Below are 7,019 nucleotides of genomic sequence, written 5' to 3' on the forward strand. Positions count from 1 at the left end.
CCCCACCACGTCCTCAGCCCGGCGCCGCACGCCGTGGCGGAAGGTGCTCCTCCAACCGTGGCCCCGCCGACCGCGCGGCGTCGAGGCCCGTACCCGCCTCGCCTACGGGCCCGACGACCGCGCCACCCGATTCGACCTGTACACCGGAAAGGGCGGCGGTCGCGTCAGGGGCGTGCTGATCCACATCCACGGCGGGCACTTCCGCGCGGGCGGTCCGAGCCGTGAGTCGCGGGCCATGCTCTTCGACCACGCGCTCCGCGGATGGGCCGCCATCAGCACGACTTATCACCTCTCCCCCACACCGGAGGCGGGGTTCCCACAGCACCTTGTGGACATCAAGAGCCTGATCCGCTGGGTCCGCACGGAGGGCCCGCTGCACGGCATCCCGGCGGGCGCCCCGATCGTGGTGGCGGGCAGCTCGGCCGGCGCGCACATCGCCATGATGACCGCGCTGACCGCCGGTGACCCGAGGTTCCAGCCCGGATTCGAGGACCTCGACACGACGCTGGCCGGCGCGATCGGGCTCTACGGCTACTACGGCCGCCTGGGCGCGGAGACCAAGGACGTCTCCGATCCGGTCCGCCACCCCGCGGAGGGTGCGCCCCCGGTCGCGATCATCCACGGGACTGACGACATGTACACCCCGGTCAGGGGCTCACGCAGGCTGGTGCGTCACCTGCGGGGCGGGTCGTCGAACCCGGTGGTCTACGCCGAGCTGCCCGGCGCGCAGCACGGGTTCGACGCGGTGCAGTCCGCCCGCTACCTCGCGGTGGTGGCGGCGATCCGGAGGTTCACCGAGCCTCTCGCCGCGTCGGGCGTAACGTCGCCAGCGTGAACGCCGCCCCTCGGTGACGACCCACCGAGCAGGACCGCACTGACGAGAGAGGCAACCATGCCGTTGACCGGCGATTACGAACCCAGCCCCAGTACCTGGGTGCGGGAGCACGTCGAGCGGTACGAGAAGAGCAACGGTGCGTCGGGCTCCGAGCTGTCGGGAATGCCGGTGGTCATCGTGACCACCGTGGGCAAGAAGTCGGGCAAGCTGCGCAAGACCCCCCTGATGCGGGTCGAACACGAGGGTTCTTACGCCGCGGTCGCCTCTCTGGGCGGCGCACCCACCCACCCGGTCTGGTACTGGAACATCAAGGCCCACCCGCACGTTGAGGTGCGGGACAAGGACCGGGTCGGTGACTTCGTGGCCCGAGAGGTGACCGGTGCGGAACGCGAACTCTGGTGGGATCGGGCGGTCGCGGTGTACCCCGACTACCGCGACTACCAGGAGAAGACCGAGCGGACGATCCCCGTCTTCGTGCTCGACCCCCGGGACTGACGTCCCTCACCACCGCACCCACCGATCCCGGTGCCCTGCCACCCCAGGAGGCCACGAATGAGCCGAACCGCCCTCGTCCTCGGATGCGGTGGGACCATCGGAGGCGCCTGGGCGATCGCGGCCATGCACGCCCTCGCCGAGCAGGTCGGGTTCGATCCCCGTGAGGCCGACGTCCTGCTGGGCACGTCCGCGGGTGCCGAGCTGGTAACCATGATCGGCGGCGGTGTCGGGATCGACGAACTGGTCGACATGCAGCGCGGACGTGCGCAGGACCCCCGGCTCCGGGAGCACATCGCGTCCACCCCGCCCGGCAGGCCGCCTCTGCCCCGGCCACCCCTGCTCAATCCCGGACTGCTGCGCACGCACTCCGGTCTGGCCGCCTACGCCGGGATCGCCCCCAGCGGTCGTGGTGACCTGGGCTGGCTGCAGCGATTGGCCGAGGGATTCGAGGTGGGCTCCTGGTTGCCCCACCCCGCCGCCCGGATGGTCGCCTACGACATCCGCGCCGGTGAGCGGGTCGTCTTCGGCGCACCGGGTTCGCCGATCGCGACCGTCGGCGAGGCGCTGCGGGCGTCCTGGTCGACTCCCGGGTGGATGACCCCGGTCCCCATCGGCAACCGCATCTTCGTCGACGGGGGGATGGGCTCGACGGCCTCGGTGGATCTGCTGGAGCCCGGGGACGCGGACCTGGTCTACGTCATCGCGCCCATGGCCTCGGCGCCCGGCGTCCGCGTGCCCGGACCGGGCGGCCGGATCGAACACCGACTGATCCGCAAGCCGATGTCCGAGGGACTGGCCGCCGAGATCGCCGCCGTCCGCGCCCGGGGCACCACGGTCGTCCCGATCCTCCCGACTGCCGCGGACCTCGCGGGGCTGGGTGCCCACTTCATGAGCAGTACCCGCCGTGTCGCGGCGTTCGAGTACTCGATGAGAACCGCGCCGGACACCGTCCGCACGGCATTGTCCGAGGCCGGCGTGGGCGCGTGACGTCGACCCGAGCCCGTGTCAGCGGGTCGCCCGCCGCGTGACCGGCCGGGACCCGTCACCGAGGTCCGGGTCCGGGAGTCGGCGGCCGGGATCCGCGAGACCCACGGGGTGCCCGTCCGACGACAGCCGCCGCATGGATTCGAGGAGCATGCGCCGCGCGGTCGCGTTGACCGACGAGACCCGGCTCAGGTCCAGGGTCACCTCACCGTCGCCCGGCGGGATCTCCGCGAGTCGACGCAGCACCTGTTCGGCGCTCGCGAAGGTCATGGGCCCCTGGAGGCGGAAGGTGCGTCTGCCGGTGATCTCGTCGAACCGCACCGAGCGGACGGCCTCCACCTCGGTGACCGTGGTGTTCATGAGGTGCAGCTCCAGATCGCGGGAGAGTCGCTCGAAGGTCCTCACCCCCTCGACGCTGTGGCCGTGTTCGTCGAGCCGAGGCGAGAACACCCCCAGGCCCACCTGTCCGGGCAGGGCACCGAGGATGCCGCCCGACACCCCGCTCTTCGCGGGGATCCCGACGGTGGACATCCAGTCCCCGGCCGCGTCGTACATCCCGCACGTGGTCATCACCGCCAGCACCTGTCGGGCCACCGGCGCCGAGATGACGCGCTCACGGGTGACGGGGTTGACCCCGCCGGTCGCCAGGGTCACCGCCATCACCGCCAGGTCGCGGACGGTCACCCGGTAGGCGCACTGGCGGGTGTACCCGCGGACCGCCGCGTCGGGGTCGTCGTCGATGATCCCTCCCGCCCGGACCAGATTGGCCATCGCCCGGTTCCGGAACGCCGTGCGCAGCTCGGACGTCATGACGGCCGCGTCGACCTCCAGGCGTCGGCCGGCGAACGCGGACAATCCCGCGGACAGCGCCTCGTCGCGCTCGTCCTCGTCAGCGCCGACCGGACCGACCAGGGTGTGAGTGGTGATGGCGCCGATGTTGATCATGGGGTTCCGGGGTCTGCCGCTGATCCTCTCCAGCGAGATCTGATTGAACGCGTCCCCGGACGGCTCCACGGCCACCTTCTCCAGGACCGCCTCGATCCCGCGGTCACGCAGCGCCAACGCGTAGGCGAACGGCTTGCTCATCGACTGGATGGTGAACTCGGCGTCCGCGTCACCGGCGGTGTAGACCACGCCGTCCATCGTGCAGGCGGCCACGGCGAACCGATCCGGGTCCACGGCCGCGAGCTCGGGGATGTAGTCGGCGAGGTGTCCGCCCGCGCCCGTCGAACACAGGTCGCGGATCTCTTGTAGGTAGTCAGGTACCGGCGTCTTCACGGCCTCAGGGTGTCACGCCGGCCGCGCCCGCGCGCCATGGCGGGCAATCCGGGCGCACCGACGGGCAACGCGGAGGTTAACGGCAATACAACGATTGTGTCTCACCGGTTTCGTCCGTTGTTCGCGTCACCCCACACTGGATTCACCCCCGACCAACGACGAAAGGTTGCTCATGAAGCGGACGATCGCAGTAACGGGAGCTATCGGGCTCGCAGTGTTCATGGGAGCGTGTGGCACGGACGACACGAACGGCGACGCCACCGCCACCGACGAGACCACCATGACCACTGAGATGACCACCGAGGAGACGACGGAGGAGATGACGGAGGAGCCGGCGGCGACCGGCAACATCGTCGAGACCGCGATGGCCGCGGGCGACTTCACCACCCTCACCCAGGCGCTCGAGGCCGCGGGTCTGGTGGAGACCCTCGAGGGGCCGGGCCCCTTCACGGTGTTCGCGCCCACCGATGAGGCGTTCGCGGCTCTTCCCGAAGGACAGCTCGAGGAACTCCTCGCCGATCCCACCGGTGACCTGGCCCAGATCCTGCAGTTCCACGTGATCGAGGGCGACGTCATGGCCGAGGACGTGATGGGGATGGACGGCGAGATGGTCCAGACCCTGCAGGGCGCCGAATTCACGGTCGAGGTGGAGGGCGAGACCGTCACCCTCGTGGACGGCGCGGGGAACCGCATCACCGTCGTCCAGACCGACATCCCGGCCACCAACGGCGTCATCCACGCCATCGACGGGGTCATGATGCCCCCGGCCTGACCCGCGTCACAGGGCTGTCCGACGCGGACGCCCAGTGGTCAGAGGAACACGGTCACGCCCCGCTCGGCCCGTCACGGGTCGGGCGGGGCGTTCCCTCTTACACGGACCGCGACCGCACCCCCGCCAGTATCCGGACGGACGTCCAGTTGGGCTCCCCGGTCAGGTCGTGTCGTAGCGCGTGAGATCCCGCGTCGCCGGCCCCTCGAGCAACTCGCCACACGCGGAGAACCGCGAGCCGTGCCACGGGCAGTCCCACGACCGCTCGGCCTCGTTCCAACTCAGCGCCGCGCCCATGTGCGGGCAGAGGAGGCCGACCCTGCAGGTCCCGCCGTCATCCGCGGTCGCCTCCCCGATCGGCCGCACGGTCAGCCGGGGAGGACGCACGGCCGCCTGCACGGCGGTGGCCGCGAGCTGCAGCGGCAGATCGGCGTACAGCGAGACCGAGGTGCGCAGCACACCGGTGACCGAGGGTCGACCGAAGGAGACCCGCGGCTCCCGCCCGCTGAGCCGGTCCACCATGATGCCGGCCGCCGCCGGCGCCCCGGTCAGGCCCCACTTGCTGTACCCGCCCGCGAAGTGCACACGGCCCTTGCCCCACGGCATCGGGCCGGATTTGGGCAGCAGCGTGACCGGGTGGAAGTCCTGCGCGGACCATCCGTGCGTGAACACCGCGGAGGGGAAGTGCTTCGCGGCGTACTCGCGCAACGAGTCGATCTTCGACTCGGTCCCCGAAGCCGTGCCGGTGCGGTGGCCGTTGCCGCCGACGAGCAGGACCTCACGGTCTCCCACGGGCACCGTCCGCAGCGAGCGGACCGGGCTCTCGACCGACCCGTACATCCCCTCCTCCAGACCGCCGGGGTATTCGAACGCACAGAGGTAGGACCGTTCCGCCTCCATCGAGGCCACGGTGGGCCCGCGGTCCAGAGCGGGGGACGCGGTGGCCAACACGACGTCGCGCGCCGTGCACGTGCCCCCGTCGCTGCGCACCCGGACGTGGGCGTCTCCGTCGTGTCCGCGAACGTCCAGTCCCGTGACGCGGGAGTGCTCGATGATCCGGACCCCGAGCGCCGACGCGGCGCGGACCAGTGCCCCGAGAGCCTCGACGGGATCGAGTTGCATCTGGTCGGGCACCTCCACGGCGGACCGGGCGGGGAACGGGACGTCGATCCGGTCGTACCACCGCGCGGGCAGACCCAGTGCGTCGAGCGTGCGCTTCTCCGCGCGCAGGGTGTTCGTCCCCTTGACGCCGCGCGAGAAGGTGACCGCGCGCGGCCTCTGCACGTCCACCCCGTGGGACCCGCAGAACTCCGCCCACCAGTCCAGGCCGTACTGGTTGGCCTCCGCGTATGCGCGGGCGGTCTCCAGACCGTGGTGCGAACGGATGGTCGACAGTCGGGTCCCCTGGAGAACCGAGACCTTGGCCGTGGTCGAACCGCTGGCTCCCGCGCCCACGGTGTGGGCCTCGAGCACCACCACTGAACTGCCCCGCGCGGCCGCGATCAGCGCGGTGATCAGACCGGTGAAACCCGCCCCCACCACCACGATGTCCACGTGCTCGTCCTCGGGGAACTCCGCCACCGGGGGATCGATCGTCGTGCGTCGCCAGAATGATGTGCCCATCGTGCGTCTCCTCTGAGCTCGGTACGAACCTCGCGCGGCAACTGTAAGGCCGCGCACCGTGGCTCGCACCCGCTCGGGTTCACCGCCCGATCACAGTGCGCAGGGTCGCGGCGAACTCCTCCGCGTCGCGCGCGACCAGTCGCGAGTAGCTCAGCACGAGGCCGGCGGTCGGGTTCCGCGCGGACTGCCCGCTCAGCGCGCGCGTACGCCAGCCGGCCCGCTCGAGCTCGCGCACGACCTCGTCGTCGTCATGGCCGGGCAGCAGCACACAGAGATGCAGCCCTGCCTCGACTCCTGTAACGCGGAGCTCAGGGCAGTGCCTCGCCAGGGCGGAGACGAGGTGGTGGCGCCGATCGCCGTACACCCGCGCCGCTCGCGCCAGGTGGCGGTCCATCGCTCCGGAGGCGATGAACGCGCCCAGCGCCTCCGCGGACAGCGTCGAGGGGCCGCGCCTGTGCACGACGAGCCAGCGGTCCACCTCGCGACGCAACGCAGGCGGCGGAAGGCACCACGCCACCCGCAGGTCGGGGGCCACCGACTTGGACGACGTGCCCACGTACGCCACGTGTCCGGCCGCGGCGGGGAGCGTGGCGAGCGCGGGCAGAGGGGCCACACCGTAGCGGAACTCGCCGTCATAGTCGTCCTCGATCACCAGCGACCCCGTGCGGTGCGCCCAGTCGACCAGGGCCACCCGCCGGTTCACACTCATCCGGTGCCCCAGCGGGAAGTGGTGGGCGGGGGTCGTGAAGACGATCCCGCGGGCCGGACCCAACCGCGCCGCGTCCAGACCACCGGGCTCGACCGGGTGGAACCGCGCCTCGAGACCCTGTTCGCGGGCCATGAGCAGGGCGCCCCGGTATCCGGGGTCCTCCATGTGGAACGGCACCGGGCCGTGGGCCGCGACGAATGCCGAGCACAGGGCGGCGATCGCCGAGCGGGAGCTGTCGAACAGCACCGGGTCCGCCGCCGCGATGCCGCGGTGCCGGCGCAGGTGGCCGGCCAGCGCGGACCGCAGCGTTGGGCTCGGCTCCTCCC

General features: G+C 71.5%; 7 protein-coding genes. 4 read left to right on the top strand and 3 right to left on the bottom strand.

Annotation, left to right across the window (positions count from 1 at the left end; translation table 11 throughout):
• The 3 genes from IY392_RS13855 to IY392_RS13865 form a co-directional block, all read left to right on the top strand.
• The coding region (locus IY392_RS13855; RefSeq protein ID WP_194861524.1) for an alpha/beta hydrolase at positions 1-835 on the top strand (835 nt) is incomplete at its 5' end.
• Between the two features lie 57 nt (positions 836-892).
• A complete protein-coding gene (locus tag IY392_RS13860) occupies positions 893-1,330 on the top strand; it encodes a nitroreductase family deazaflavin-dependent oxidoreductase (protein WP_107757693.1) in 438 nt (145 codons plus the stop codon).
• A 57-nt stretch (positions 1,331-1,387) separates the two neighbouring features.
• Positions 1,388-2,317 carry a patatin-like phospholipase family protein gene (locus IY392_RS13865; protein WP_194861525.1) on the top strand — a complete coding sequence of 310 codons (930 nt, stop codon included), beginning with the start codon at positions 1,388-1,390 and terminating at the stop codon, positions 2,315-2,317.
• Between the two features lie 18 nt (positions 2,318-2,335).
• On the opposite strand, the gene IY392_RS13870 is transcribed toward IY392_RS13865, so the two are convergent.
• A complete protein-coding gene (locus IY392_RS13870; RefSeq protein WP_194861526.1) occupies positions 2,336-3,592 on the bottom strand; it encodes a glutaminase in 1,257 nt (418 codons plus the stop codon).
• A gap of 172 nt (positions 3,593-3,764) precedes the next feature.
• On the opposite strand from IY392_RS13870, the gene IY392_RS13875 reads away from it, so the two are divergent.
• Entirely contained in the window at positions 3,765-4,364 is a 600-nt protein-coding gene (locus tag IY392_RS13875; protein ID WP_182613259.1) for a fasciclin domain-containing protein, read from the top strand.
• Positions 4,365-4,523: 159 nt separating this feature from the next.
• Here IY392_RS13875 and IY392_RS13880 read toward each other — a convergent pair whose 3' ends face one another.
• Both IY392_RS13880 and IY392_RS13885 read right to left on the bottom strand, forming a co-directional pair.
• Positions 4,524-5,984, bottom strand: coding sequence for an FAD-dependent oxidoreductase (locus tag IY392_RS13880; protein WP_194861527.1), 1,461 nt, complete (start codon positions 5,982-5,984; stop codon positions 4,524-4,526).
• A gap of 79 nt (positions 5,985-6,063) precedes the next feature.
• Positions 6,064-7,019, bottom strand: a 956-nt coding sequence (locus IY392_RS13885) for a PLP-dependent aminotransferase family protein (protein ID WP_194861528.1), incomplete at its 5' end; no start/stop codon positions are given.

It is taken from the genome of Dietzia sp. SYD-A1 (assembly GCF_015356725.1).
Classification (GTDB): Bacteria; Actinomycetota; Actinomycetes; order Mycobacteriales; family Mycobacteriaceae; genus Dietzia.